The organism is Verrucosispora sioxanthis (genome assembly GCF_010560025.1).
Classification (GTDB): Bacteria; Actinomycetota; Actinomycetes; order Mycobacteriales; family Micromonosporaceae; genus Micromonospora; species Micromonospora palythoicola.
In genome coordinates, this window is sequence record NZ_SAIY01000006.1 from 189225 (window position 1) to 215095 (window position 25871).

Here is a 25871-nt window from a genome sequence, read left to right on the forward strand (position 1 = left end):
CCGGTGGCGGGGCATGGCCCTGCTGATCCTGCTGGGGGTACCGGCTCTCGTCGTGGCACTCTGCTGCGGGGTGGTCCACGTGGTCACCAGGTCCGCCACCGACGACCCGTTCGGCCAACGCGGTGGCGTCACCGGACCGCCCTGACCCGGGCCGCATTCACGGCGGAGCGGGTCGCTGGCGTGCCCGCAGGGCCAAAAGCGGCCAAAAGCGGCATTAAACGAAATGGATCCCGATAACGCCATTCGCCCTTCCCACTGCCCGGCGCGCCCTACCGTTTTCGGTAGAGGAGGCAGCCATGAGCATGGACGACGATCAGGCCCGGGAAGCCCCACCGGCCACCTGGGCCACGGTCGACGGACTCCCCGGCCAACTGCCGATCGACCGGCTCGACCACGGCGACGCCGAACAACTGGCCGAGATGACCGGAGTGGACGAGCCACCCGAGGAGCCCCTCATCCTGGTGGACGAGCCGGTTCAGCACCGCCCGCCGTACGACCGGGCGCGGAAGCGCCGAAACCAGCGGCCGCTGCCGACGTAGTCGACGAGCGGCCACCGCCGACCAGGGCCAGGACATCGAGACAGCGGAAGAGGCGGACCGCTGACGCGGCCCGCCCCTTCCGGCGTTGGAGCTGGACTCAGAAGTCCATGTCCCCGCCGCCCGGGCCAGCCGGTGCGGCCGGGGTCTTCTCCGGCTTGTCCGCCACGACGGCCTCGGTGGTGAGGAACAGCGCGGCGATCGACGAGGCGTTCTGCAGCGCCGAACGGGTCACCTTGGCCGGGTCGATGATGCCCGCGGCCAGCAGGTCGACGTACTCGCCGGTCGCGGCGTTGAGGCCGTGACCCGAGTCGAGGTTGCGGACCCGCTCCACCACGACGCCGCCCTCGAGGCCGGCGTTCACGGCGATCTGCCGCAGCGGGGCGTCCAGCGCGATCTTCACGATCTGCGCGCCGGTCGCCTCGTCGCCGGCCAGGTCGAGCTTGTCGAAGGCGGTCTTGCCGGCCTGCACCAGCGCGACACCACCACCCGGGACGATGCCCTCCTCGACGGCGGCCTTGGCGTTGCGGACCGCGTCCTCGATGCGGTGCTTGCGCTCCTTGAGCTCGACCTCGGTGGCCGCGCCGACCTTGATCACCGCAACGCCGCCGGCCAGCTTGGCCAGCCGCTCCTGCAGCTTCTCCCGGTCGTAGTCGGAGTCGCTCTTGTCGATCTCGGCCCGGATCTGGTTGACCCGGCCCTGGATCTGCTCGGCGTCGCCGGCACCGTCGACGATCGTGGTCTCGTCCTTGGTCACCACGACCTTGCGGGCGCGGCCCAGCATGTCGAGGCTGACGGCGTCCAGCTTGAGGCCGACCTCCTCGCTGATGACCTGGCCACCGGTGAGGATGGCGATGTCGGTCAGCATGGCCTTGCGGCGGTCACCGAAGCCCGGCGCCTTGACGGCGACCGACTTGAAGGTGCCACGGACCTTGTTGACCACGAGCGTGGCCAGGGCCTCACCCTCCAGGTCCTCGGCGATGATCAGCAGCGGCTTGCCGCCCTGCATGACCTTCTCCAGGATCGGGAGCAGGTCCTTGACCGACGAGATCTTGCTGTTCGCGATCAGGATGTACGGGTCGTCGAAGACGGCCTCCATACGCTCCGGGTCGGTCATGAAGTAGGCCGAGATGTAGCCCTTGTCGAAGCGCATGCCCTCGGTGAGCTCCAGCTCCAGCCCGAAGGTGTTGCTCTCCTCGACGGTGATGACGCCTTCCTTGCCGACCTTGTCCATCGCCTCGGCGATGATCTCGCCGACGCTGGTGTCACCGGCGGAGATGGAGGCGGTGGAGGCGATCTGCTCCTTGGTCTCGACGTCCTTGGCGAGCTTCAGCAGCTCCTCCGAGACGTTGGCGACCGCAGCCTCGATGCCCCGCTTCAGGGCCATCGGGTTGGCACCGGCGGCCACGTTGCGCAGGCCCTCGCGAACGAGTGCCTGGGCCAGGACGGTCGCCGTCGTCGTGCCGTCACCGGCGACGTCGTCGGTCTTCTTGGCGACCTCCTTGACCAGCTCGGCGCCGATCTTCTCGTACGGGTCCTCGAGCTCGATCTCCTTGGCGATGCTCACACCATCGTTGGTGATGGTGGGGGCACCCCACTTCTTCTCGAGCACGACGTTGCGGCCCTTGGGGCCGAGGGTCACCTTCACGGCGTCGGCGAGCTGGTTCATGCCCCGCTCGAGGCCGCGGCGCGCCTCTTCGTCGAACGCGATCATCTTGGCCATACGGCGTTGTCCTCCTGGACACTCACGGGCCACCCGAGTGTGTGCCCCGGATGGGCCGTCTGGTGTACGCACCTTGGGACGTCGCCACCTGGCGACGGCGACGTCTCCTCGGCCGGGCCGGATAGCCCGCGACGACCGGCCACGTGCCTCACCCGTGGTTATGTCACGGGCGCGACCGCAGCCCCACCGTCCCGACCAGCTGGCACTCACGCCATGCGAGTGCCAATGACTTGTTTAGCACTCTGCCCTGCCGAGTGCAAGCACGATGGCCCGGGTCAGCCGAGTTCGGCCGCCAGTTGGTTGGCGTTCACCGGGCCCTCGTGCGCCCGCTGCTCGGCGTAGGTGACCACGAGCCCGACCTGCTGCGCGAGGTACGCCGGCAGGGTCAGCACCGCGACCGCCGCGATCGTCAGCACCACACCCACCGTCGTACCCGGCGAGTCCAGCGGAGTGGCGCCGAACGGCAGGATCGCCAGCGACTCGATCAGGCTCGCCACCAGTGAGAGACCTACCACCGCGGCGCCCACCAGGGCCACCCGGCCGAGCAGCAGGCCCGGCCGGTCACGCAGCATGCGATGCGACCTGCTGAGCGGGTCGTGCCGCTCGAACAGGTAGACCGGGCCGGCCAAGGCCAACGCGAACACCGCGTACACGCCGGGCAGGAAGCACAGGCAGAACCCGAAGACGACGATCAGGGTGACGAGCAGCGTCCAGCCCCACAGACCGAGCGCACGGCGCATTCCGTAGCGCAGCGCGGCGGCGGAGCCGACCTGCTCACCGACCGCCTGGCGGGTGATCAACCAGGTGCCGGCGGCCCAGCCGACCGACTGCATCAGACCGAGGAGCAGGCTGCCACCGACCAGCACGAACAGGAGCGTGGCGAGATCCGTCCAGAAGTTCGCCGGCAGCGCGGCGGAGTCGCTGGTGAGTTGACTGTCCCAGCGCGCCGAGGGGTCCACGGCCAGCGCGAGTACCGACAGCACCGCGGCCGGCAGCACCTGGGTGAGGACGAGAATCGGCAGCAGTTGTCGCCAGCCCCGGCGGGCGGCGCCCACACAACGCGCGAACCAGCCGCCCAGTCCGACCCCGGGCGGGGTGACCAGGGCGTCCGCGGGATCGAGACCGTAGCCTGCGGGGTGGTGCCAGCCATAGGTCGGCTGTCCCGGGTACAGCGGTTGACCGGGATACGGCGTCATGCCGACGTGCGGCGGCTGCGCGGGATGACCCGGTTGCGCGTCGTACGGCGGCGGTCCGGAACCGGGCGGCGGATCGAGCGGCCCGGGCGGCGGCGGTTGGTCCGCGGGCGAGGAGGACGGACCTGTCGGGGGCGGCTGGTCGGACATGGAACCTCCTCAGCGACGGCTGGTTCGGCCCATGATCTTTCCTTGTGGGGCACCGGCACCGCAGCCCCCTCCGGCGATGGTCACGCCACCTTCGACGACGATCGGTCGCCTGGGGTGGGTCGTCCGCGCTCAGGCGATGAGGCGTACCCGCTCGGCCTGCGGGCCCTTCTGACCCTGGGCGATCTCGAACTCCACTCGCTGACCGTCGTCCAGCGCCTTGTAGCCGTCCATCTCGATCGCGGAGAAGTGGACGAAGACGTCCTGCCCGCCGTCGACGGCGATGAAGCCGTAGCCCTTTTCGGCGTTGAACCACTTCACGGTGCCTTGTGCCACGGTGTTTTCCTCACTCTGCACGGCGTTCCACTACTTCGGGTCGCCGGCGCACCGGCACCCGGAAACCACCGGTTTCGGCAATCGCGACGACCGCTGAAACGGGTGACCGAAATCGCACGCTACACGAGGAGTGACGACGGCGCACGACCACAAATCGGGCGTATTACAGTCTCCCGTATCGTCGTACGTCATTGTGATAAGCATGCGGGCATGACGAACGTCACCGACGGAACCGGGGTGCGCCGGGCCGTCATCCGCCGGGTCGAACCAGCCGACGCGGCTCGGATGCGCGCGCTGCGCCTGGAGATGCTCGCGGACGCGCCGCTGGCGTTCCTGGAGACGATCGCCGAGGCCGCGGCCCGACCGCACGCCGAGTACGCCGCCCGGGTCGCCCGGGTCTCCACCGGCCCGGACACGGCGCAGTTCGTGGCGGATCCGGGTGGCCGGCTGGTCGGGCACGCCGGTGGGATGGCGCACCCGACCGAGCCCGGGGTGACCGTGCTCTACGCCGTCTACGTCACCCCGGGCTGGCGGCGCACCGGCCTGCTCGCGGAACTGGTGAGCGGGGTGGCGGGCTGGTCCCGGGCCTGCGGACGCACCGAACTGATGCTCGAGGTGGTGGTCGGCAACGACCGCGCCTACCGGGCCTACCAGCGGTTGGGATTCGTCGACACCGGTGTCCGGGTACCGCACCCGAACATCCCCGCCCTGCGCGAACTCCAAATGCGCCGGGCTGCCTGAACCGTCCCTTCCTCACACCTCAGACGTGCCGACGGCTCTGCACGATCCGGAACCGGTTCGCCACGTACGCCCCGTCGGTCAACGCCGAGTTCGCCGCCGCGTTCGCGCCGCTGCCGTGGAAGTCGGAGAACGCCGCCGACTGGTTCACGAAGACGCCGCCGGTCAGGTTGGCCGACAGGTGCACCCCGACCTCGATCGCCGCCCCCTCGGTGGCGTCCAGCACCGCGTCGTCGGTGGAGTAGACCGCCGCGGTGAGCGCACCCTGCGCACCCACGGTCGAGCGCAGGATCTCCAGGCTGTGCGCGGTGGAGTCGGTGGCGATGGCGAAGGAGATCGGCCCGAACCACTCCCGCGAGTAGGTCGCGGTGTCACCCGCGTCCAGCTTGACGATCGTCGGCGTACGCACCACGGCGTCCGGGAACGACGGGTGCTCGACGGTACGCGACTCCAACACCGGGGAACCGACCTTGGCGACCTCGGCCAGCCGCTCCAGCACCCCGTCGTTGACGATCGCCCCGGTCAGCTCCACTCCCCGGGCCGGGTCGCCGGTGAGTTTGCCGACCGCCGCGGCGATGCCGCCGGCCACCTCGTCGAAGCTCTTGTGGCCCTGGTCGGTGTCGATGCCGTCCCGGGGGATGAGGATGTTCTGCGAGGTGGTGCACATCTGCCCGCTGTAGAGCGTCAGCGTGAAGCCCAGGTTGCGGCACATCCCGGCGAAGTCGTCGGTGGAGTCGATCACCACCGTGTTGAGCCCCGCCTTCTCGGTGTACACCGCCGCCTGGCGGGCGTTGGCCTCCAGCCAGTCGCCGTACTCGGTGGAGCCGGTGAAGTCGACGATCCGGACCGCCGGGTGCAGGGCCAGCGTCGAGGCGAGCTTCTCATCCGGGGCCTCGGGCGCCAGCATCATCAGGTTCGGGTCGAAGCCGGCCTCGGCAAGCACCTGGCGGGCGTACCGGACGGTGATGGCCAGCGGCAGCACGGCGCGCGGGTGCGGCTTGACCACGACCGGGTTGCCGGTGACCAGCGAGGCGAACAGACCCGGGTACGAGTTCCAGGTCGGGAAGGTGTTGCAGCCGATGACCAGGGCCACGCCCCGGGGTACCACGTGGAAGGTCTTGGACATCCGCAGCGGGTCGCCCTTGCCGGCGGCCTTCTCCCAACCGGCGGTGCCCGGGTGCCGGGTCATTTCCGCGTACGCGTAGGCCAGCGCCTCAAGCGCGCGGTCCAGGGCGTGCGCGCCACCGGCCTGGAAGGCCATCACGAACGCCTGACCGCTGGTGAACTGCACCGCGTTGGCCAGCTCGAAGACGTTCTTGTGCAGCCGGTCGAGGATCTCCAGGCAGACACCCACCCGGGCCTGCGGGCCGGCGTCCCGCCAGGCCGGCAGCGCGGCGGACGCGGCGGCGACCAGTTGGTCGGCGTCGGCGTGCGGGTACCGCACGTTCAGTGCAACGCCGAACGGGCTGTGCTCGGTGGTGACCCGGTCGCCGTCGCTCGGCTGGTCGAGCGGGAAGTCCGCGCCCAGGTACGCCTCGAAGGCGGCCTTGCCGTCGGCCGCGGCGGTCTCGCCGTACACCCGTGGGCTCGGTGATTCCGGGTAGGCGGACCAGTATCCCCGCTCCGCGATCGCGGTCAGCGCGCGGTTGAGGGTCTCGGCGTGCCTGGCGTAGAGGGGGTGCGGGGTATCCGTCATGCCCGCCATCATGCAACACGAAGCCCTCAGATCAGTAGGGGTGTGTCACAACTTCAGATGGTCAGCTGCGAGTCGGTCCAGGCGTCGACCGGGCGGAACCCGAGCTGCTCGTTGATGCTGATCATGTGATCGTTGACCGCCGCGTTCCAGGTGTCGATCGCGGCCAGGGCCGGCTCGTGGACAAGCGCGTGCCGAAGGTTCTCCACCTTGACGAGCAGGCCGAGGCGGTGTCCCCGGTGTGCGGGGTCGACGATGGTGATCTCCTGCCAGGCGTGCCACGGCGTGGACGGACCTCTGTCGATCATTGTCCAGGCGACCATCCGGCCGGTCGCCTGGTGCACCGCGCCGACGTGGTAGCGCCGTCGCCCCCGCAGCCGCTGGATCCGCTCGATCTCCCGGAACCGCGCGGCGTCCACCCGCTCCGCCTCGATCACCAGATCGCCCGTCGGCGCGTCGACGAGCAGCCGGCTCTCCAGCCGCGCGACGTCGACCACGTACTCCTCGGCCACCGGCCCCCGCCAGGCCACCGTCCGGTAGCCGGCGGCGCGGGCGCGGGCGGCATCGTGCAGGGCGGTCAGGGCCGCCCGGTCGAGCCGCGTGGTGTCCAGCCGACGCCGCACCTCGGCCAGCGCGGCCTGCGCTCCGGCCGCCGCCGCGAAGGCCGCACCGGGCGCCGCCCGCCCCGGTCCGTCGGGCAGTGGCCCCGGGGTCTCACCGATCAACCGCTGCCGGCCGTGCTCGGCGGCCACCTTCCGGGCGTACGCCAGCAGCGCCCGACCCACCCCTGCCGCCGCTGCGCCGGGTCCACCGTCAGCTCGACGGTGGCGATGCCGGTGTTCTCCAGTTGCGGCAGCCGCATCCGCAGGTGGCCGGCCACCTCGCCGTCCCGCCGGGCCAGCGCCTGGTGGATCACGTTGCCGTGCGGCGGATGGGCGACCAGGAGCCCGAACTCGGCCCGGTCCCCCACCGGCAGGTCGGGCAGGTCGACGGCCTGCGCCGCCGCGACGACGCGGTGCGCCGCGTCGAGCGCTGCCTCGTCGGTGGAGTCGTACGGCGTGACGGTGACGGCCATGGCGCGAGCCTGCCGCCGACCGGCGGGCACCGCCACCGGATTTCCCGCCGGTCACACGTCGAGCTGCCAGTTGCTCCACCGGTCCCGCACCCGGAACCCGAGCTGTTCGTTGATGGTGATCATGTGGTCGTTGCTGGCCGCGTTGAACGTGTCGATGACCCGCACGGCGGGCTCGTGAGCGAGCAGGTGTCGCAGGTTTTCGATCTTGGACAGCAGGCCCAGCCGATGGCCCCGGTGCTCCGGGTCGACGATGGTGATCTGCTGGAACGAGTGCCAGTCCGCGGACGCACCGACGTCCAGCAGCGTCCACGCGACCAGTCGACCGGACGCCTCGTGGCGGACGCCGACGTGGTAGCGCCGCCGGCCCCGCGCATCCAGCGCCAGCTCCGTGCCGCGCAGCCGTTCGGCGTCGACCCGCTCCGGCTCCCACGCCAGGTCGCCCATTGGCGCGTCGGCCAGCAACCGTCCGTCGAGGTACGCCACGTCGGCCGCCAGGTCGTCGGGAGTACGTCCCCGCCAGCGCAGCACCTCGTAACCGACCGCCCGCCTCCGGGCGTCGGCCAGCAGCGCGTCCAGCCGCGCCTGGTCCAGGTCGGCGACGGTCAGGCGCCGCCGGACGTCGGTCAGGGCGTCGACCGCACCGATGGCCGCCGCGAACGCGTTACCCGGCGACCGACGGCCGGTCTCGCCGGCAAGCTCCGCCCGGCTCATCGCACTCACCCGTCTACGCCCGCGCTCGCGCAGCAGGCCGAGCCCATGTTCGGCCAACGTTCGGCCCACGCCTCGGCGGCGTTGCGCCGGATGAACGATCAGCTCAACGGAGGCGTTCTCGGTGTTGTCCAGCTGCGGCAGGTCCAGCCGGAGGAAACCGGCCGGCGTGCCGTCGATCCGCGCCAGCAGCATGATGGTTTCGTAGCCCGGCATCGGGTGGCGGAGCAGAGCAGCGAATCGTTGCCGGCACGGGGCCGGGAAGTCCGGCTCATCGGCGGCCACCTGTGCGGCACTGATCTGGTACGCCTGCTCGACGGCCGCCTCGTCGGCGGCCTCGACCGAGGTGATGGTGATGGTCATGCCGGCAGCCTGAGCCAGCGACAGACGAGCGGGCCAGCGAATTTTCGCTGGCCCGCTCGGACGTTGGTCGGGAGGGACGATCGCACAACGCCTCCGGCGCTGGGTCGTAAAGACTGAAAGTCTACGGCGAAGCGCCCTCCCGCACGGAGCATCTTGCGCCGTCCGTTTGCGGGCGTCAAGTCCCTGGCGGCGTGTTTCGCTCACTGGCTGCGAAATGCCGCTTACTCATCCGTTCTTCAGCTCAGCAGGCCCGCGTCCCGGGCGGCCCGCAACGAAGGCTTGATGCGGTGGGTGGGACCGACCTCACCGGCGACCGCGTCGAGGGTCTTCAGCCCTTCGCCGGTGTTGAACACGACCGTCTCGGCGGTCGGGTCCAGCCGGCCCGACTCGACGAGCTTGCGCAGCACCGCCACGGTCACCCCGCCGGCCGTCTCGGCGAAGACCCCGGTGGTACGCGCCAGCAGACGCACCGCCGCCCGGATCTCGTCGTCGTCGGCGTGGTCCATCCAGCCACCGGTGCGGCGCACCGCCTCCAGGGCGTACAGCCCGGCCGCCGGGTCGCCGATGTTCAGCGACTTGGCGATCCCGGTCGGCTTGACCGGGGTGATGGTGTCGGTGCCCGCGTGCAGTGCGGTGGCGATCGGGTTGCAGCCGGCCGACTGCGCGCCGAAGACCTTCCAGCCGCCGGCCGGGGCCTCGACCAGCCCGATCTCGACCAGCTCACTGAACGCCTTGTCGATCTTGGTGAGCAGCTCACCGGAGGCCATCGGGATGACCACCTGGGCGGGGATCCGCCAACCGAGTTGCTCGGCCACCTCGTAGCCGAGCGTCTTGGACCCCTCCGCGTAGTACGGCCGCACGTTGACGTTGACGAAGGCGGTGTCCTCGAACTCGTCGGTCTCGACCAGTTCGCCGCAGAGCCGGTTCACGTCGTCGTACGACCCGTCGATGGCGACCAGGTCGCCGCCGTAGACGGCGGTCGTGACGACCTTGCCCTGCTCCAGGTCGCCCGGGATGAAGACCACGGACGGCGTACCCACCCGGGCGGCGTGCGCGGCGACGGAGTTGGCCAGGTTGCCGGTGGAGGCGCAGGCGAACCGGGAGAAGCCGAGCGCGCGGGCGGCGGTGAGCGCCACCGACACCACCCGGTCCTTGAAGGAGTGGGTGGGATTGGCGCTGTCGTCCTTGACCCACAGCGGAGCGGTGACGCCCAACTCGGCGGCGAGCCGGTCGGCGGCCACCAGCGGGGTGAACCCGGGGTCGAGGGTGACCCTGGTGGCCGGGTCCTGGCCGGCGGGCAGCAGGGCGGCGTAGCGCCAGAGGTTGCGCGGGCCGGCCTCGATCTGCTCGCGGGTGACGGTGGCGAGGACGGCCGGATCGTAGTCGACCTCCAGCGGCCCGAAACACTCGTAACAGGCATGCTGGGCGGCGAGCGGGTAGCGGGCCGAACAGGCCCGGCAGACCAGGGCACGAGCGGGGCTGGCGGCGGTGTCGATGCCGGACGGGGCGAGCGTCGACGTCATGTCGAAGTCCTCTCATCTTTCCCCGCATCGCACCCTGCGGCGGGGACGGAATTGGCACCTGCCCCGCTGGACGCTCATCGGTGAGCGCGCGAGGTGGTTGCCGGGGCGTCGTCGGGCCGTATCCCTCAGCCCCTCTGGATGAGGTATGCAGTTGTGTTGCCGAGTCTAGGCAATCCGGACGCGGCCGTCGCCTGTCAATCCCAGCCTGTGAGCGAAACCTCAGCGGCGCCGTTGCCGCGCCCTCCGGCGCCGCTGAGCCTCGCCGTCAGGCCGGCACGGACCGCGGTTCAGCCTGGTCCAGGGCGACCGTCGCCGCCTCCCGGCGCCACAGGTTGTCCACCGCCCAGGTGCCCGGGCCGAGCACCGCCACCAGGAAGAACGCCCAGCAGAAGAGGACGGACAGTTCGCCGTTGTTCCGCAGCGGCAACAGCGCCTCGGGCTGGTGGACCACGAAGTACGCGTAGGCCATCGAGCCCGATGCCAGCAGGGCCGCCGGCCGGGTGAACAGGCCGAGGAGCACGAGGGCGCCGCAGACCAGCTGGATCACCGCGGCGTACCAGCCCGGCCACTGGCCGAGCGGCACCGCCTCGCCGCTACCACGGTTGCCGCCGAAGACGCCGAAGACGGACGACATGCCGTGAATGAGAAACAACAACCCGATGACAATGCGGAACAGGGACAGAGCCGGCCCGCCGAACCGGTCAGTGCGCATTGGTACCTCCTGCGAATGGGGTGGTGGTACCAGCATGCGGACTTAATAGATAGTTGTCGATGCAATCTCTCTTGGTGGGAACGCTCCCAAAATTAGTCTAGCGGCCGAAACTTCCGGCGAGCAGTACCACGAGGAATTCCTTACCGCCCGCTTACGCGAGGGGCGGGACCACCGGCTACCGCTGCCGGGTGCGACGATGCTCCGATGCCACGCACGACGGTCCGCAGCTCGGCCCCCGGTGGCCGTCGGCTCAGCACCGTGCCGATCTCGATCGCGGCAGCGTTCGGCCTGCTTGCCGGGTGCGCACCGGCCGGCGACATCGTGGCGGCGCCACCCGGCCCGGTCCCGGGCTCCAGTGGACCGGGCGCCGATAGCTCCGGCACCACGCCGCCCAGCGACGGCGGTCTCGGCGGCCCGCCCTCCCGCGACGGCGATCTTGGGGGGAGTAACGGCCCGACGTCCGAATGCCCCGACTCCGGCGTCCGGATCACCTACCGCGGAGTCAGCGCCGCGATGGGGCTGCGGGCGATGGGCCTGGAACTGGTCAACTGCGGCGACCGCCCTTACCGGCTGCGTGGATATCCGGAGCCGAGCCTGCGGGACGCGGACGGCAGGGCCATCCCGGTCAGGGTGATCCGGGGCGCGAAAGGGATCACCTCCGGCTTCGACGACCCGCCCCGGTCGCTGGTGCTGGCCCCCGGTGAGGCGGCCGGCGCCGCCCTGCTCTGGCGCAACCTGGTCGACAACCCGACCGTGGTGGCGACGAACGCCGAGCACCTCGAGGTCGCCCCGCTGCGTGGCCGACCCGCTCAACAGGTGATCATGCAAGGGCGGATCGACCTGGGCAACACCGACCGGCTCGGGGTCAGCGCCTGGCAGAAACGCGAGCCGAGCACGCCGGAGCCGACGCGGGCGGTGCCCAACCCGCCGCCCACCACACCGGCCCCGCTGCTCTGACCGGACCGAACACGTCGGACAGCGGGCTCAGCTGGTGATGTCCTTGCGGGTGAAGCGCCAGAAGGCCAGGCCCCAGAACACGGTGGCGTAGCAGATCGCCGAGACCGTGCCCCGCACGATGTCGTCGGTCTGCACGGGCGTGGAGAGCAACCCCAACCACGCGGTGCTGTAGTGGGTCGGCAGGAACGACCGGATGACGCCGAGCGCGGTGATCTGGTCCAGGATGCTGGAGAGGATCCACAGCAGCACCGCACCACCGACCGCACCCAGCGCCGCGTCGGTGGTCACCGACAGCAGGAACGCCAGCCCCGCGACCACCAGCAGGACGATCGCCAGGTAGCCGAGCACCGCGAGCAGCCGCAGCAGCCCCTCGCCCGGCTCCAGTTGGGCGGCGACCGTGCTGCGCAGCGGCGACCAGCCGTAGCGCAGGGTGCCGATGGCCAGTGCCGTGCCGGCGAGCAGTACCAACGCCAGCGCCGAGTACGCGAGCGCGACCAGCAGCTTCACCGTGAGCAGTCGGGCCCGGGGCACCGGAATCGCCAGCAGGTAGCGCAGGCTGCCCCAACTCGCCTCGCTCGCCACCGTGTCGCCGCAGAACAGCGCGACCACCACGACCAGCAGGAACGAGGCCGACACGAAGATGGTGAAGAGGGTGAAGTTCAGCCCGCCGGAGGTGGCGAGATCGATCAGGCTGCCGAACTCTCCGCCACCGTTGTCGTCGTCGTTGGAGTCGAACTGGAACGCGATCAGGATGATCAGCGGCAGCAGCACCATGAAGCCCAGCGCCAACTGGGTACGCCGGCGCGACGCCTGCCGGCGGAACTCGGCGCCGAACGGCAGCGTCCGGGCGGGCCGGTAACCCACCGCCGCACCCGAGGCGGCAACGGTTGTCGTGTCCCGCGTCGGCTCGACAGTCGATCCCGCCATCACCGGTCCCCGCTTCCCCGAGAGTTCTCGCCCACCAGGGCGAGGAAGGCATCCTCCAGGCGACGCCGGGGCACCACCCGGTCCACCGCGATCCCGGCCCGGACCAGCTCCGCGACCACCTCGCTGCGAGCAATGCCGTTGGTGTCGACCACCAACTGCCCGTCGGTGTCGTCCAGGATCCGTACGCCACCGAGGCCGTCGAGCACGGTCCGGGCAGCACTCGGGTCACTCACCTCGACCAGCACGCTCGGCGAGTCGCCGACGATCTCCTCGACCGGTCCGGAGGCCACGATCCGGCCCTTGTTCACCACCACCGCGTGGGTGCAGGTCTGCTCCACCTCGGCGAGCAGATGGCTGGAGACCAGCACCGCCCGACCGTCGGTGGCGTAGCGCTGGAGCACCCGGCGCATCTCGGCGATCTGCGGTGGGTCCAGCCCGTCGGTCGGTTCGTCGAGCACCAGCAGTTCCGGCAGCCCGAGCATGGCCTGGGCGATGGCGAGGCGCTGTCGCATGCCGTGGCTGTACTTGCGCACCCGCCGGTGCACCGAGGAGCCCAGGCCGGCGATCTCCAGGGCCTGCTCGAAGTGGGCGTCGGTCTCCGGCCGGCCGGTCGCCCGCCAGTACGCCCGCAGGTTCTCCAGGCCGGACAGGTGCGGCAGGAACCCTGGCCCTTCCACAAGTGCGCCGATCCGCGACAGCACGGGCGAGCCGGGCACCAGCCGGTGCCCGAAGACGTAGATCTCCCCCGCGGTCGGCTGGGTCAGCCCCATCAGCACCCGCAGCGTGGTCGTCTTGCCGGCACCGTTGGGTCCGAGCAGGCCGACCACCTGACCCGGGTGCACCTCGAAGTCCACCTCGGAGACCGCGACGAAGCCGTCGGCGTACTCCTTGCGCAGCCGGCGTACCGCCAACGGTGTGTCCGCGTACTCCGGGTGCACCGAGGTGTCCTGGCGGCGGTGCCGCCGGCGTAGCACGGCCACGAGCACGACGAGCCCGACCACGATCGCGGTGAGCAGCCCGACCAGGATCCAGCGCCAGAGCGCCGCCTCGGTGGGGATCGGATCGGCGTCGACCGTCGGCAGGCTGACGGGGGTGTCGCCGAGCGCTACCACGTGGACGGCCGGCTCGATCGGGGTCGTGTAGGCCTGGTCCGAGGTGGCCACCACCAGCCGGAGCCGGTGACCGGCCGCCACCCGGTGCACGATCGCGGGCAGGGTCACGGTGACCGGCGTGGCGGCGTCGATGCTCGCCGGCAGGCCGCTGAGTCGGATCGGCGCGATCAGCCCGCTGGGCAGGGTGGCTGCCCCTTCCGGGTCGACCACGTAGAGCTTGGCGAACAGGACGGCCTCGCCGCTGCTCGACGCGGCGCGCAGCGACACGGTCGGCGCGCCGACGATGTCGACCGCCTCGGTCAGCGGCTCGGACTCGAACCGGGCGTGCTGCCCGGGTATGTCGCCGGCCACCCCGCTGAGCAGCGAGCTCAACGAGCCGGCGAACGGCACCGAGGAGATCGCGGCGGGGTTGCCGCGGGGCGGGTTGGCCACCGGCTGGGCCGGGCCGGCCACGGCCACCTCGACCCGGGAGTCACCGCCGAGACCGGGGTAGTCGTCGGTGCGGTAGCCGGTGGCGACCAGCCCACGGTCCATCGCGTCGAAGCCGGCGATCCGGGAGAAGGTGAAGGTGTCGCCCGGTGCCGCACCGTCGCCGGCGACATAGTGGTCGAGCCACTGCGCGGTGAGGAACTTGACCCGGTCGGAGTCGGTCTGTGGTCCCGCGCCGCCGTCGTGGCCGCCGGTGAACCAGGCGACCCGAACCGGGGTCCCGTTCGCGGCGATCCCCCGGGCGTTGGCGTCGGCCTCGGCCAGTGGGAAGAGGGTGTCCGCCGCGCCCTGCACCAGCAGGGTGGGCGCCGTGATGCGGTCCAGCACCCCGGTCGGGCTGGACCGCCGCAGCAGGTCGACGGCGGCCTGGTCGGCCCGGCCGGTGGCGGCGATGCGCAGGTACGCGGCACAGACGTCGGCGGCGAACCGTCCGCAGGAGGGATCGGGCAGAGCGCCGGCGGTCGGTGCGCCGGGTGCGGTACCAGGCCCCTGGCCCGGGGCGGGGCTGGGTGGCCCGGCGCCCGGCGCGCCCTCCGGCGTCTCGGCGCCGGTGCCGGAGATCCCGGCCGGGCCGGAGCCGACGTTTCCGCCGCCGCCGAAGAAGATGCCGGCCCAGCCTGACTTGAACACGCCCTCGGTCGGCTCGCCACCGGTGCTCTCCGGCAGGAAGGCCCGGGACAGGTCATTCCAGGTGATCATGGGAACGATCGCGTCGACCCGCTGGTCCTGGGCGGCGAGCAGCAGGGCCAGCGCCCCACCGTAGGAGCCGCCGACCACGCCCACCCGGGGGTCACCGGCGGCGTCGGTACGGATCTCGGGGCGGGCGGCGAGCCAGTCCAGCAGCCGCTGGGCGTCGCGCACCTCGTGGTCGGGACTGTCCAGGTGAATCTGCCCGCCGCTGCGCCCGAAGCCCCGCGCGGTCCAGGTCAGTACGGCGTAGCCGCGGTCGGCCAACTCCTCGGCGTCGGTACGGACCGACTCCTTGGTGCCACCGAAGCCGTGGGCGAGCAGCACCGCGGGCGCCGGGCGGCCGGCCGCGGCGTCACGCGGAAGGTACAACGTGGTGTCCAGGTCGACCGGCTCGTCACCGTTCGGTCCGGACCGGACGGTGAGCATCGCGGACTCGGTACGGAAGCCCGGCCGGTCCGGCCAGACCGCCCACAGCACGGCCGCCGCCAGCAGGATGACAGCAGCCGTGGCGGCGACGGCCCGGCGGCCGGTGGGCAGGGCACGTCGGAGCCGCGCGGCCGAGAACGGCGATCTCATTGGGCACACGGTACGGCCCGAAACCTGAGTATTAGCTGAGATCCGCCGTACGTCCGTTCTGGTAGCCCGAACGTCATCCGGCGAAGGTCATCCGCACACCGTCCAGTCGGCGAACCTTTGGGACGACTTCGCATCGCGGGAATTCCTGCCTTTCACTCGAATCTATACTCAAGTACGCCTATCTACAGCAGGAGTGACACCGAGCGTGAGCGAAATGATCGCCGTCAGTCACATCGCTCGAAGTGACGCAAAGCTGACCCTCGCCGACCGGGCCCAAGTCAGCAGGCTTCGATTAGTTTTCCGGTCCGGCGCACGGGACCGGCTCGTCGACGCCGTCGGACAACCTGCGCCACGCCGGAGGAGACAACCATGACCGTTCCCGCTCCGCGGGTCCGTCGCCGGCCCCGGACACCGGGCCGGCTGTTGCCGCTGCTACTCACCACCGCGCTGCTGCTGCCGGTGGCGTTCCTCGTCGTACAGGCACACCAACTCGTCGACACCGACCGCGACGTGGTCGCGCGGGAGCGACTCGGCGTCGAGTACCTCCGCGCCCTCGGGCCGGTGACCGACGCGCTTGTCGACGCGCAGAGCGCCGCCGTCACCGGCCGGCCGCTGCGCCGGGACACCCTCGACCAGGCGGTCGAGCGAGCCGCCACGGTCGACGCGCGCATCGGCGGTGAGTTGAGCACCAGCGAGCGGTGGGCCGGACTCCGCGCAAAGTTGGAGGCCCTCCCCGAACGTGCGCTGACCGACCGGGAGGCCGCCTTCACCGTGTACGGCGAGGTGACCGACCTGCTGCTGGCCCTGCACAACAAGGTCCGGGAGACCTCCGGCCTGATCCGGGACGCCGGCGTCGACGCGTACTTCCTTCAGGACGGCGTCGCGGAGGAGATGCCAGAGGCCATGGTGGCCGCCGGCCGCCTCACCGACCTGGCCGTGCTGATGAACCGCCGGTCCGAAGCCGAACGGCTCCAGTCGCTCAGCCAGCTGGCCACCCTCCGGGCCGCCGCCCTGCAACCCGCGAACGACCTGGCCAACAACCTGCGGGCGGTGGTGGAGAACACGGAGAGCGCCGACCTGGGCGCGAACGTGCTCACCCCCTTCGACGCGTACCAGCGGGCCGTCGAGACGATGGCCCTGCACTCCCAGCCGGTCGACCAGGCCGGCACGGTGGACACGACCCGGCTCCTCGCGGCCCGCAACGAGGCCCAACAGGCCGCGAAGCAGCTCCAACCGGTCCTGCTCGACGAGATCGACCGGTTGCTGGCGGAGCGGCTCGACGGGCTGGACCGGGACCGTCTGCTGATTATCGGCGCGGGCGGCCTCGCCGCACTGTTGCTGGTCGGGCTCGCGGTGAACACCTGGATGTCCCGTCCGCGAGACACTTCCGCCGCACCGGTGGCCGGTGACGCACCGGCACCGCCACCCGGTGTCCGGTGGGACAACGCCGGAGCCCGTCCCGTGGAACCGCCACCGGCGCTGCAGCCGGTCGGACAGGTCCACGAGCCGGATCGGTGGAGGCCCTTCGATGCTGCTCGGTAGGCTCCGGATCCGGGGCAAGCTGACCCTGCTGGTGACCATTCCCCTGCTCTGCATGCTGGGGCTGACCCTGCCGGTGGTCCTGGAACGAGCCGGAGTGGCCCAGCGGGCCGGCGAGATCGACCAGACCGTCCAGCTCGCCGGCCGGGTCGGCACCCTGCTTCAGCATCTTCAGCGGGAACGCATGCTCGCCATCGGCCTCCTGCTGGGGCAGGTCGAGCGCAGCGCACTGGTGCAGGAGATCGCGGAGGTGGACGACCGGATCGTCGACCTGCGGGTCGACTTCGACGACGAGCTTCCGGTCGAGGTGGGCCAGGCGCTCGACGGCGTTGCCCAACTGGCCGAGATACGCACGGCCGTACTGGCCGGCGAGGCGGCACCGCCACAGGTGATCGGCGCGTACGGGCCGGTTCACCTCGCCTTGATCGACTCGTTGCGGCTGCCGTACGACGTGGACACCCGGACCTCGGCCGGACGGCAGACGCTGGCGCTGGACAGCATCCTGCGCAAGAGCGAGGGACTCAGCGGCGGTGGTGCCCTGATCGTCCTGGTCGCCGCCGCACCGGACCCACGGTTCGCCACCGCGTTCGTGGCCAACATGGCCACGCTGCAGTCGGAGAGCGACAAGATGCTCGGCCTGCTCACCCCGGAACAGCAGGCGCTGGTGAACATCGAGCAGACCGCGGTGGACGCCCGGACCAGCCCGGAGTTCCTGCAACAGAGCGCCCTCGACCCGGTGGCGGCGGTGGCGGACATCCCCATCCAGGCCCTCTTCCCGACGGTCTCCTCGCTGATCACGCTGGGTCAGTTCGTCGAGAAGAAGCTGGTCGCCGACGTGACCGCCGAGGTACGCGCCCAACGGCAGGCGGCGCTCGCCGGGGCGTACTGGGTGACCACGCTGGTCGCGGTGACCCTGGTCGGCGTGGTGCTGCTCGCCCTGGCCATCGGCCGCACGGTGACCGGGCCGCTGACCCGGCTGACCCGCTCCGCCGACCGGGTCGCCCGGGTCGCCGAATCCGAACTGGTCCGGGTGGCCGACGACGAGACCGACAACGCCCAGCCCGTCCGCCTCGATCCCGTCGACGTCCACGCCCGGGACGAGGTCGGCGACCTGGCCCGCGCCTTCGAACGGGTGCAGAACACCGCCGCCAGGCTGGTGGAACGGCAGGCGGCGAGCCGGCGCAACGTCGCCCAGATGTTCGGTCACGTCGGCCGCCGTACCCAGAACCTGGTCGGTCGGCAGATCGCCCTGATCGACCGGTTGGAGCAGCAGGAAACCGACCCGGGGCGGCTGGAGAACCTGTACCGGCTCGACCACATCTCCAGCCGACTGCGGCGCAACGCGGGCAACCTGGTGGTGCTCTCCGGTGCGGTGGGCGACGTCGCGCACGTCGCGCCGGTTCCGCTGGCCAACGTGGCCCGCCTCGCCCTCGGTGAGATCGAGGACTACACCCGGGTGGATGTCCAGGTGCCGACCGAGGCCGCGGCGGCACCGGCGATCGTCGGCGACCTGGTGCTGGCGCTCGCCGAACTGATGGAGAACGCCACGGTCTTCTCGCCGCCGCACACCAGGGTGCTGGTCAGCGGCGAACTCACCGAGAACGGCGTACAGCTCACCGTGGTGGACCACGGCATCGGCATGACCGAGGCGCGGCTGGCCGACGAGAACGCCCGCCTCACCCGCCGGGAGCGGCTGGACCTCGCTCCGACCGAGGTGCTCGGGCTGTTCGTGGTGGGTCGGTTGGCCCGCCGGCACCACTGGGCGGTCGGTCTGTCCGCCACCCCGGGCGGCGGTGTCACCGCCACCCTCCAGATTCCGCGTACGTCACTTGTCGTCGGGACGCCCGAGCCGGCCGGCCCTCCGGTCCCGCCGGTCGGCCGGGCCGCCCCGGTGGCCGCGCTGCCGGCCCGACACCAGCTCGAACCGGTGCCACCGCAGAAGGGCGCCCCGGCGGCGGTGGACCTGGCCGTCGTTTCCCCCACGGAACCGGCGGTGGCCCCGCCCGGGTTCAACCCCACGTTGCTGACCCGGGCGTCCGAGAGCATGGAGCTGTCCGAGTCCTGGGACGCGTTCGCCACCGGCCCGGAGCCCGCCGGCAAGGCCGGCGCGGAGCCGGCCGAGACCGATCCGGAGACCGTGACGGTGCCGCAGGTCGCACCGGTGTCGGCGGCTCCGCCGACCCCGATGCCCGGCGTCCGGCAGCGGGTACCGGGCGCCAGCCTGCCGAGGACGGCACCGAGGGTGGGCCCGGTCGACGCCGGTGGCGTCGATCCGAGCGCCGCCCGCGCGGCCGTCGAGGCGTTCGAGTCGGGGGTACGCCGGGCCGAGCAGAGTCAGACCGACGCCCTGCCACAGCCGGTCGCACCGCCGACTCCTCCCGGGCTGTCCCAGCTGTCCCGCAGGGTGCCCGGCGCCAACCTGATCGAGCAACTGCCGCAGCAACCGCTCACTCAGGACCCGGGCGATCCGGCCGAGGTCCGCGATCGCATGACCGCGTTCGAGACGGGCGTCGCCCGGGCTCTGCGCGATGTCCGTAACCACCGCAGCGACGACGAAGGAACGCCACGTTGACCAGCCCGCACGTGCACGAGAACCTCGACCACCAGAGCCACGGCGACCTCAGCCCCGAGGCCCGCACCTTCAACTGGCTGCTGGATTCCTTCACCTCCGGCACGGCGGGGGTGCTGGAGGCGATCGCCGTGTCGTCGGACGGCCTGTTGATGGCCATGTCCGCGATCAAGGACCGGTCCAACGCGGAGCGTCTCGCCGCGGTCGTCTCCGGTATGACCAGCCTGGCCGGCGGTGCCGCCAGCTGGTACGCGTTGGGCGGCCTGAACCGGGTCGTGGTGGACATGGCCGAGGGTTACCTGCTGATCAGCGCGATCAGCAGTGGCTCGGTGCTCGGCGTGGTCGCCGACCGGTCGGCGAACCTGGGCACCGTCGCCTACGAGATGACCCTCTTCGCCGGTCGGGCCGGCGGGGCGCTCACCCCGCGTCTGATCGCCGAACTCAAGAACTCCGTACAGCAATGAATCCCGACGCCGCCGGTGCCGAACAGGAGCCGGTGATACGCATCCGGCCCTACCTGCGCGAGTCCTCCCCGGCCGGCTACGCCGGCCCGGCGGGCGCACCGGCGGCGATCGGACCGGAGACGGAGGAGGTCGGGCCGAGTGGACCCCGCCCCTTTGTGCTGACCGCCGGCCGGGTGGCCGGCGCCGACCCCACGATCGGCCTGGAGACCCAGGTGACCGCCCGACCGACAACCGAATCATGGAGCGTCACGGCCGCCCGGCTCAGCCCGGAACTCCAGGCGATCGTGGCGCTCTGCGGTGAACCGATCTCGGTGGCCGAGATCTCCGCCAAGACCCGGTTGCACTTCGGCGTGACCCGGGTGCTGGTGGGCGATCTGCGCGCCGCCGGCCACCTGGACGTACACGTGACCGACGCCGACGACGCCCTCGACCCCGACGTCATCCTGCGAGTGATTGATGGACTCCGTGCAATCTCCTGACTGGCCCGCCGCACCACCGGGCGCGCTCGCCGCCAACAGCGCCGCGGCCCGCTACGGCGGTGCCGCACCGGCCCGCCGCCGATCGGCCGGGCCACCGCGCCACCGCCACCGCCGCACGCCGCCACGGCGCCGCCGCCGTACCGGCCGCCCGCCGCGACGCCCGCCGGACCGGGTACTCACCGGGCGACCCCGCCGATCCCGGTGAAGATCCTGGTGGCCGGTGGTTTCGGCGTCGGCAAGACCACCACCGTGGGATCGATCTCGGAGATCGCCCCGCTGACCACCGAGGCGGAGATGACCACCGCCGGGATCGGGGTCGACGACCCTGGTCAGCGCTCCGGGAAGACCACCACCACGGTGGCGATGGACTTCGGTTGTGTCACCATCGATCGAAGCCTGAAGCTCTACCTGTTCGGTACGCCGGGCCAGACCCGTTTCGGCTTCATGTGGGACGACCTGGCCCGGGGTGCGCTCGGCGCGCTGGTGGTGGTCGACAGTGCCCGGCTCGACGACTGCTACCCGGCGGTCGACTTCTTCGAACGGGCGGGACTGCCGTTCGTGGTCGGGGTGAACGCCTTCGACGGGCGGTTGGCGCACGACCTCAGTGCGATCCGGTGGGCCCTGGCGATCGGCGAACATGTACCCCTGGTGCAGTTCGACGCGCGGGACCGGCTCTCGGTCCGGGACGCCCTGCTGGTCGTCCTGGACCGCGCGCTGGACCGGGCCACCCGGGAGAAACGGGCCTGAGCCGACCGGCTCGCAGGCCCCTCGTGGGAAGGGGTGAGGCGGATGAGAGGCGGACTGGACGAGACTCTGGCCCGGATGCGTCGACGTGAGGAGGCGCTGCGCCGACGGGCCGCGGATCCGACCGTGCCGGCCGACGAACAGCCCGGCCCGGAGCCGGGCCACGGTTCCGGCCCCGGTTGGGGTCGGACCGACAGCCGCAACGCGGGACCCGGCTGGGCCGGGGTCCACGAACCGGCCCACGAGGCACCGCCACGGCACCCGGTGGAGGACGTGGCCGAGGCGCTGCGCGCGGCCGTCGCCGCACGCCGGGCGCGGCCGTCGCCGCTCAGGTCGAGCACGACGGGCAGGCGTACGACCTGCGGGTGGCCTGGGTCGACCAGGAGGTCACGGTCAGCGGACAGCCCGCCGCGCCGCCACCGTCCTGGCCGTTGTCGGTGAAGACCGTACCCGGCTGGTCCGCCGCTCAGGACGGGCTCAGCGACGACCCGGCGGCCCGGCTGGCCGAGCTGATCCGCCGGGATCCGTCCCTGCTCACCGGGGAGGAGCCGGCGGGCTGACCGGACGAGGGGTGAGCAGGCGCTAGGGTCGGGCGGTGGGCGAACCCGAGCTGACCCTGATCGCGAGCCTGCGGCCGGCCGCACTGGACGCCCGGCGGGGCATCGTCCGGCTGCGGAGGCGCTCCACCGCCCTCGCGCTGCGCCGGGTGACCCGGTCCGGCTGGCAGGGCGACGGGTGACCGCCGGCCTGGTCGCGGCGGCCGACGCACGGCCAGCGCGGCGCTGCTGCTCGCCGACGACCTGATGCTGGGCAACCTCGGCGTACGCGACGGCGGGCAGGTGCGACTGAGCCCGGCTCCGGTCGCCCCGGCCCGCCGTGCTGCTCGCCGGGCCGGCCGAGGTCGTCGCGGTGGTCTCCCCGGAGATGCTGCGGCTGGCACTGCTCGGCAAGGTGGTGACCACCGGCGACGACGTCTCCCTGCTGCCTCAGGACGTGCTGCCGGACGCCTCGACCCGCACCCTGGTCGAGGCGGCCCGGCGCAGTCTCGCCACCCGGGTCGGCTACGCCTGGACCAGCACCCTGCTGCGGGTGCTGGCCGCCGAACCTGATCCGGGCGCGCTGGTCACCATGGACACCCTCGTCGGCTGGGAGCACGGCCCCGCGACCCACGGTGGCGCCGGGACCGGCTCGGTCGCTGCCGGTCCGACCGGACCAGACGGGCGGGGCGTCGGCGGGACGGGGTCACCGGGACCGACGGCGCCCGGCCGACTGAGCGCCGGGACGGTGGCCGGCGGCCGAAGGCGGGCGCGGCCGGTCCCGACGGCAGCAGTGCGTGGACCGCCGGGCGAGCCGGCGACACCGGACGGCGACAGACCGACGGCAGCGGGCGGGCCGGGACCGCCCGGACGGACGAACTGGACGATGCCTCGGTGGACGAGCTGCCCGGCCTGCGCGCCAGGCCGAGGAACTGACCGAGCTGCTCGACCTCGGTTTCCACCACCGGGAGGTGCTCAGCCGGCTGGGCACCACCGTGTCGTTGGGGGTGCTGGTGAGCGGTCCGGCCGGCTCCGGCAAGGCGGCCTGGTCCGGGCGGTGGCCGCCCAGGTCGGTGCCCGGGTGCATCCGCTCTGGGCACCGGAGGTCGCGGCGTTGACAAACGACTCGGCGGCGGCCCGGCTGCGGGCGCTGGCGGGCGCTGGCCGGCGGGCCGGCCGTGCTGCTGCTCACCGACGTGGAGGCACTGGCCCCGGCGGAGCTCCCGGACCGGTGGCGACCGTGTTCCGGCGGTGCGTGGCCCGGCTCGTACAGGCCGGCGCGGCGGTGGTCGGCACCACCAGCCGGCCGGAGGCGGTCGACCCGGCCCTGCGCTCGCCCGACCTGCTCTCGTTGCGGATCGACGTGCCGCTGCCGGACGCCGTCCTGCGCCGGGAGCAGCTGACCGTACTGACCCGCCCGGTGCCGCTCGCCGACGACGTACGGCTGGACGAGGTCGCCGCGCGTACCCCCGGTTTCGTCGCCGCCGACCTGGCCGCGCTGGTCCGCGAGGCCGGCGTACGCGCGGCACTGCGGCAGAAGTCGGCGCAGACCCCCACGGTGCTGATGGCGGACTTCACCGCCGCCCTGGAGGTGGTACGGCCGACCAGCATGGCCGCCGCCACGCTCGAACTTGCCCGGGTCACCCTGGACGACGTCGGTGATCTGGCGGAGGTCAAGCAGACGCTCACCGAGTCGGTGCTGTGGCCGTTGACCTACCCGGACACCTTCGCCCGGCTCGGCGTGCAACCGCCACGTGGGGTGCTGCTCTACGGTCCGCCGGGCTGTGGCAAGACCTATCTGGTGACCGCGCTGGCCGGGACCGGCCGGGCGAACGTGCTGTCGGTCAAGGGCGCGGAGCTGCTGTCCAAGTGGGTCGGGGAGAGCGAACGCGCGGTACGGGAGCTGTTCCGTCGGGCTCGGGAGGCCGCCCCGACGCTCGTCTTCCTCGACGAGGTGGACGCCCTCGCCCCGGTACGCGGTCAGGCCACCGACGGCGGCACCGCCGACCGGGTGGTGGCCGCCCTGCTGACCGAGTTGGACGGGGTGGAGGCGCTGCGCAACGTCGTGGTGGTCGGCGCGACGAACCGTCCCGACCTGGTCGACCCGGCGCTGCTGCGCCCGGGGCGGCTGGAACGGCTGGTGTACGTGCCGCCACCGGACGCCGAGGCGGACGGCGATCCTGCGGGCCGCCTCGCGCAACGTGCCGCTTGCCGAGGGCGTCGACCTGCCCGCCCTCGGCACGGAGTTGGACGGGTTCTCGGCCGCCGACTGTGCGGCACTGGTCCGGGAGGCCGCGCTGGCCGCGATGCGTGAGTCGCTGACCGCCTCCACGGTCACCGCCGAGCACGTCGCGGCGGCCCGGTCGCGGGTCCGCCCGTCCCTGGACCCGGCCCAGGTCGCCTGGCTCGCCGCGTACGCCGAACAGCGCGGCTGAGCACGCCCGGTCAGCAGGCGGCCACGTCGTCCAGCGAGATCTCGGCGTACACCCGGTCGTCGGCGTCGCGCAGCTTCGCGCCGCACTTCTCCAGCACGGACAGCGCGCCGCGGTTCTCCGGCGCGGTGTCCGCCACCACGGTCCGCATGCCGGCCGCCGCGGCCAGGTGCAACAGCTCCCGCAACGCCGCCGCGCCGATGCCCTGGCCACGGGCCGACCGGCCGAGCCACATGCCGACCTCGGCGACACCGGGCTCGTCCCGTCGGCTCATCCGGATCATGCCGACCACCTCGCCACCCGCCACGATCGCGTACATCGCGCTGCGGGTGGACGCGTCCAGCCCGCCGAAGCTGGCCCGGTGGAACTCCCGGAACGCCTCCCGTCGCGCGTTCGACCAGCCGGCCGGCGCCTCCACCGGCGGCATCACGTCGGCCGGCTCCGCCTCGGCCACCGCCACCGAGAGCAACGGTTCGAGGTTCCGCTCGTCCACCGGCTCCAACCGGACCGCACCAGTCACGTGCCGCAGTCTTCCGCGCCCGGCGCCGCGCGTCCACCCGGTTCGGAAACGACCGGTCCCTCTGGCGGAGCGGACCGACCGGTCGGGTCGAATCACCTCCCGGGTCACGCTCCGCGATCGTCCGGCCGGGCGAACTCGCAGTACACGGCGGAGGCGTCATCGGCCGCCTTGTGTCGACGCCGTCGGTCGGGATGGTCCCGTTCGGCGGCGCGGACCCGGTCGATCAGCCCGTCCGGGCCCTCCGCCGCCACCACGTCCAACAGGCTGGACCAGTCGAGGAGCCCGAATTCCTCGACCACGGCGGAGGCACCGTCGGAGAGCAGCACGGCGCGACGCAACGCCGCGGGCCCGTGCCGGGGCACCGTCCCGACCACCGCGTGGTAGGCGGCGTCAGGGTCGGCGGCGGCGACCCAGTAGCCGTGGGTGCGGTTCATCCGCTCCCGCTGCGCGGTGACGGCACGCCGGAAGCGGGTGGCCCAGTCGGTCGAATCGGGCAGCAGGTCGGCGGTCTCCCGTAGGTCGGTCACCGAGCTGGCCAGGCGGTCGTCGACCACCACGTCGACGCGCCCACCGGTGTCGAGCACCAGCGGGCTGTCACAGAGCACCAGGTAGTCGACCTGGTCGCCGCCGTCGCGGAGCAGGCACACCGTGCTCGACGGGGTGCCGGGGTGGTCGAGGTCGCACTGCCCGCCGTGGTCGGCGCGGACCGCGAGGATCGCCGCGGCCAGGTTGCTCACCAGCGTGGCGGCCGGACGGGCGGCCTCCGCCAGGCCGAGTCGGGCGGCGAGGTGCCGGACGTACCACTGCGGCCCGTGTACGCAGCCGGTGTCGAAGCCCTCCGGCACGGTGGCGCCGTCCAGCACTCCGACAAGCGGCCCGAACCGGAACACCAGGTCCTCGTTGACGGCCCGACCGGGTGGCGGGGCGGAGGCGGAGCGTACCCGCATGTCGGGGGCGGTGCCGACCACCGCACCGCGGCGGCGCTCGTCCGAGGCCGCTTCGGGTACGCCGGTCTCCGGATGCGCCGTTCGTCCCGGCCGCCTGGGCCCCCCGCCGCTCATTCGCCCCCCCGCGCCCCCGCCTACCCATC

The 25871-nt window shown here is 72.2% G+C and carries 21 protein-coding genes, 2 pseudogenes and 1 riboswitch; of the genes and pseudogenes, 11 read left to right on the plus strand and 12 right to left on the minus strand.

Annotation, left to right across the window (positions count from 1 at the left end; genetic code table 11):
• Positions 1-13: 13 nt before the first annotated feature.
• Together ENC19_RS31065 and ENC19_RS19355 are read left to right on the plus strand one after the other, a co-directional pair.
• Positions 14-145 carry a hypothetical protein gene (locus ENC19_RS31065; RefSeq protein ID WP_268968058.1) on the plus strand — a complete coding sequence of 44 codons (132 nt, stop codon included), beginning with the start codon at positions 14-16 and terminating at the stop codon, positions 143-145.
• Between the two features lie 151 nt (positions 146-296).
• Entirely contained in the window at positions 297-539 is a 243-nt protein-coding gene (locus ENC19_RS19355) for a hypothetical protein (protein WP_373688927.1), read from the plus strand.
• 97 nt (positions 540-636) lie between these two features.
• On the opposite strand, the gene groL is transcribed toward ENC19_RS19355, so the two are convergent.
• From groL to ENC19_RS19370, 3 genes are all read right to left on the minus strand, one after another.
• On the minus strand, positions 637-2259 hold the full coding sequence (groL, locus tag ENC19_RS19360) for a chaperonin GroEL (protein WP_164448544.1): 1623 nt from the start codon (positions 2257-2259) through the stop codon (positions 637-639).
• Between the two features lie 275 nt (positions 2260-2534).
• Positions 2535-3602 (minus strand): hypothetical protein, encoded by a 1068-nt coding sequence (locus ENC19_RS19365; RefSeq protein WP_164448545.1) that lies wholly within the window; start codon positions 3600-3602, stop codon positions 2535-2537.
• Positions 3603-3731: 129 nt separating this feature from the next.
• A complete protein-coding gene (locus ENC19_RS19370; protein ID WP_018787966.1) occupies positions 3732-3935 on the minus strand; it encodes a cold-shock protein in 204 nt (67 codons plus the stop codon).
• A gap of 210 nt (positions 3936-4145) precedes the next feature.
• Between ENC19_RS19370 and ENC19_RS19375 the strand changes: the two genes are divergently transcribed.
• Positions 4146-4676 carry a GNAT family N-acetyltransferase gene (locus ENC19_RS19375; protein WP_164448546.1) on the plus strand — a complete coding sequence of 177 codons (531 nt, stop codon included), beginning with the start codon at positions 4146-4148 and terminating at the stop codon, positions 4674-4676.
• A gap of 19 nt (positions 4677-4695) precedes the next feature.
• Here ENC19_RS19375 and paaN read toward each other — a convergent pair whose 3' ends face one another.
• The 5 genes and pseudogenes from paaN to ENC19_RS19400 form a co-directional block, all read right to left on the minus strand.
• On the minus strand, positions 4696-6369 hold the full coding sequence (gene paaN, locus ENC19_RS19380; RefSeq protein ID WP_208020952.1) for a phenylacetic acid degradation protein PaaN: 1674 nt from the start codon (positions 6367-6369) through the stop codon (positions 4696-4698).
• A 53-nt stretch (positions 6370-6422) separates the two neighbouring features.
• Positions 6423-7441: pseudogene (locus ENC19_RS19385) on the minus strand (GNAT family N-acetyltransferase).
• Positions 7442-7492: 51 nt separating this feature from the next.
• Entirely contained in the window at positions 7493-8512 is a 1020-nt protein-coding gene (locus ENC19_RS19390) for a GNAT family N-acetyltransferase (protein ID WP_164448548.1), read from the minus strand.
• A gap of 236 nt (positions 8513-8748) precedes the next feature.
• Positions 8749-10035, minus strand: coding sequence for a threonine synthase (thrC, locus tag ENC19_RS19395; protein ID WP_164448549.1), 1287 nt, complete (start codon positions 10033-10035; stop codon positions 8749-8751).
• A 9-nt stretch (positions 10036-10044) separates the two neighbouring features.
• Positions 10045-10180, minus strand: a riboswitch (SAM riboswitch).
• A 120-nt stretch (positions 10181-10300) separates the two neighbouring features.
• Positions 10301-10747, minus strand: coding sequence for a DoxX family protein (locus ENC19_RS19400; RefSeq protein ID WP_164448550.1), 447 nt, complete (start codon positions 10745-10747; stop codon positions 10301-10303).
• Between the two features lie 204 nt (positions 10748-10951).
• Between ENC19_RS19400 and ENC19_RS19405 the strand changes: the two genes are divergently transcribed.
• Positions 10952-11704, plus strand: a complete 753-nt coding sequence (locus ENC19_RS19405) for a DUF4232 domain-containing protein (RefSeq protein ID WP_164448551.1) — start codon at positions 10952-10954, stop codon at positions 11702-11704.
• 27 nt (positions 11705-11731) lie between these two features.
• On the opposite strand, the gene ENC19_RS19410 is transcribed toward ENC19_RS19405, so the two are convergent.
• Positions 11732-12631, minus strand: coding sequence for an ABC transporter permease (locus ENC19_RS19410; RefSeq protein WP_164448552.1), 900 nt, complete (start codon positions 12629-12631; stop codon positions 11732-11734).
• Positions 12631-15498 carry an alpha/beta fold hydrolase gene (locus ENC19_RS19415; RefSeq protein ID WP_164448553.1) on the minus strand — a complete coding sequence of 956 codons (2868 nt, stop codon included), beginning with the start codon at positions 15496-15498 and terminating at the stop codon, positions 12631-12633. The genes ENC19_RS19410 and ENC19_RS19415 overlap by 1 nt, the downstream gene beginning before the upstream one ends.
• A 369-nt stretch (positions 15499-15867) precedes the next feature.
• Here ENC19_RS19415 and ENC19_RS19420 point away from each other — a divergent pair, with 369 nt between their 5' ends.
• The 7 genes and pseudogenes from ENC19_RS19420 (at position 15868) to ENC19_RS31900 (ending at position 24264) form a co-directional block, all read left to right on the plus strand.
• Entirely contained in the window at positions 15868-17040 is a 1173-nt protein-coding gene (locus tag ENC19_RS19420) for a hypothetical protein (protein ID WP_164448554.1), read from the plus strand.
• Positions 17027-19609, plus strand: coding sequence for a sensor histidine kinase (locus tag ENC19_RS19425; protein WP_164448555.1), 2583 nt, complete (start codon positions 17027-17029; stop codon positions 19607-19609). The genes ENC19_RS19420 and ENC19_RS19425 overlap by 14 nt, the downstream gene beginning before the upstream one ends.
• Positions 19606-20070: a roadblock/LC7 domain-containing protein gene (locus ENC19_RS19430; protein ID WP_164448556.1), complete on the plus strand. Its 465-nt coding sequence runs from the start codon at positions 19606-19608 to the stop codon at positions 20068-20070. The genes ENC19_RS19425 and ENC19_RS19430 overlap by 4 nt, the downstream gene beginning before the upstream one ends.
• On the plus strand, positions 20067-20549 hold the full coding sequence (locus ENC19_RS19435) for a DUF742 domain-containing protein (RefSeq protein ID WP_164448557.1): 483 nt from the start codon (positions 20067-20069) through the stop codon (positions 20547-20549). The genes ENC19_RS19430 and ENC19_RS19435 overlap by 4 nt, the downstream gene beginning before the upstream one ends.
• 201 nt (positions 20550-20750) lie before the next feature.
• A complete protein-coding gene (locus tag ENC19_RS19440; protein WP_408058087.1) occupies positions 20751-21296 on the plus strand; it encodes a GTP-binding protein in 546 nt (181 codons plus the stop codon).
• Between the two features lie 362 nt (positions 21297-21658).
• Positions 21659-21853 (plus strand): hypothetical protein, encoded by a 195-nt coding sequence (locus ENC19_RS30415; RefSeq protein ID WP_235944929.1) that lies wholly within the window; start codon positions 21659-21661, stop codon positions 21851-21853.
• A gap of 35 nt (positions 21854-21888) precedes the next feature.
• Positions 21889-24264 (plus strand): annotated as a pseudogene (locus ENC19_RS31900) (AAA family ATPase).
• Positions 24265-24274: 10 nt separating this feature from the next.
• Here ENC19_RS31900 and ENC19_RS19455 read toward each other — a convergent pair.
• Both ENC19_RS19455 and ENC19_RS19460 read right to left on the minus strand, forming a co-directional pair.
• Positions 24275-24781, minus strand: coding sequence for a GNAT family N-acetyltransferase (locus ENC19_RS19455; RefSeq protein WP_164448558.1), 507 nt, complete (start codon positions 24779-24781; stop codon positions 24275-24277).
• 104 nt (positions 24782-24885) lie between these two features.
• Positions 24886-25728 (minus strand): hypothetical protein, encoded by an 843-nt coding sequence (locus tag ENC19_RS19460; RefSeq protein WP_235944930.1) that lies wholly within the window; start codon positions 25726-25728, stop codon positions 24886-24888.
• Positions 25729-25871 lie beyond the last annotated feature (143 nt).

Coding starts and splice junctions, on each gene's coding strand:
- ENC19_RS31065 (WP_268968058.1), top strand. CDS start 14: ATGGCCCTGCTGATCCTGCTGGGGGTACCGGCTCTCGTCGTGGCACTC.
- ENC19_RS19355 (WP_373688927.1), top strand. CDS start 297: ATGAGCATGGACGACGATCAGGCCCGGGAAGCCCCACCGGCCACCTGG.
- groL (WP_164448544.1), bottom strand. CDS start 2,259: ATGGCCAAGATGATCGCGTTCGACGAAGAGGCGCGCCGCGGCCTCGAG.
- ENC19_RS19365 (WP_164448545.1), bottom strand. CDS start 3,602: ATGTCCGACCAGCCGCCCCCGACAGGTCCGTCCTCCTCGCCCGCGGAC.
- ENC19_RS19375 (WP_164448546.1), top strand. CDS start 4,146: ATGACGAACGTCACCGACGGAACCGGGGTGCGCCGGGCCGTCATCCGC.
- paaN (WP_208020952.1), bottom strand. CDS start 6,369: ATGACGGATACCCCGCACCCCCTCTACGCCAGGCACGCCGAGACCCTC.
- ENC19_RS19390 (WP_164448548.1), bottom strand. CDS start 8,512: ATGACCATCACCATCACCTCGGTCGAGGCCGCCGACGAGGCGGCCGTC.
- thrC (WP_164448549.1), bottom strand. CDS start 10,035: ATGACGTCGACGCTCGCCCCGTCCGGCATCGACACCGCCGCCAGCCCC.
- ENC19_RS19400 (WP_164448550.1), bottom strand. CDS start 10,747: ATGCGCACTGACCGGTTCGGCGGGCCGGCTCTGTCCCTGTTCCGCATT.
- ENC19_RS19405 (WP_164448551.1), top strand. CDS start 10,952: ATGCCACGCACGACGGTCCGCAGCTCGGCCCCCGGTGGCCGTCGGCTC.
- ENC19_RS19410 (WP_164448552.1), bottom strand. CDS start 12,631: ATGGCGGGATCGACTGTCGAGCCGACGCGGGACACGACAACCGTTGCC.
- ENC19_RS19415 (WP_164448553.1), bottom strand. CDS start 15,498: ATGAGATCGCCGTTCTCGGCCGCGCGGCTCCGACGTGCCCTGCCCACC.
- ENC19_RS19420 (WP_164448554.1), top strand. CDS start 15,868: ATGACCGTTCCCGCTCCGCGGGTCCGTCGCCGGCCCCGGACACCGGGC.
- ENC19_RS19425 (WP_164448555.1), top strand. CDS start 17,027: ATGCTGCTCGGTAGGCTCCGGATCCGGGGCAAGCTGACCCTGCTGGTG.
- ENC19_RS19435 (WP_164448557.1), top strand. CDS start 20,067: ATGAATCCCGACGCCGCCGGTGCCGAACAGGAGCCGGTGATACGCATC.
- ENC19_RS19460 (WP_235944930.1), bottom strand. CDS start 25,728: ATGCGGGTACGCTCCGCCTCCGCCCCGCCACCCGGTCGGGCCGTCAAC.